1 protein-coding gene is annotated in these 722 nt (G+C 65.4%); it reads right to left on the reverse strand.

The window, feature by feature from the left end; translation table 11 throughout:
* Nucleotides 1-722: 3-hydroxybutyrate dehydrogenase (locus tag DID99_RS36790; protein WP_148094721.1), on the reverse strand; the 722-nt coding region annotated here is incomplete at both ends.

A 722-nucleotide genomic window follows, 5' to 3' on the forward strand; every position in this document is an offset into this window, starting at 1 on the left:
GCGGCGCTCGGGAACGCCGACAGGAACAGCACCGTCTGCGCGACGTCCTGCACCGTCGTGAACACGCCGTCGACCGTGTTGCCGAGCATCACCTTCTTCACCACTTCCTCTTCGCTGATGCCGAGCTCCTTCGCCTGCTCCGGAATCTGCTTGTCGACCAGCGGCGTGCGCACGAAGCCCGGACATACGACGTGCGAGCGCACGTTGTGCTTCGCGCCTTCCTTCGCCAGCACGCGCGCCAGACCCAGCAGCCCGTGCTTGGCCGTCACGTACGCCGACTTCAGCGGCGACGCTTCGTGCGAGTGCACCGAACCCATGTAGATCACGACGCCGCCGCGATCGTCCTTGTACATGTGCTTGAGCGCGGCCTTGGTCGTCAGGAACGCGCCGTCGACGTGGATCGCCTGCATCTTTTTCCAGTCGGAGAACGCGTAGTTCTCGATCGGGTTGACGATCTGGATGCCCGCGTTCGACACGAGGATGTCGACCGAGCCGAACGTGTCGGCCACCTTGTCGATGCCGCTGTTGACCGCTTCCTCGTTGGTCACGTCCATCGCGACGCCGATCGCCTTGCCGCCTGCCTTGACGATCTCGTCGGCAACCGCGTTTGCGCCGTCCTGGTTCAGGTCGGCGATCGCCACGGCCGCGCCCGCTTTCGCGAGCTCCAGCGCGATTTCCTTGCCGATGCCGCTTGCGGCGCCCGTGACGACTGCGGTCTTGCC

It is taken from the genome of Burkholderia sp. Bp8986 (assembly GCF_003854225.1).
GTDB lineage: Bacteria > Pseudomonadota > Gammaproteobacteria > Burkholderiales > Burkholderiaceae > Burkholderia.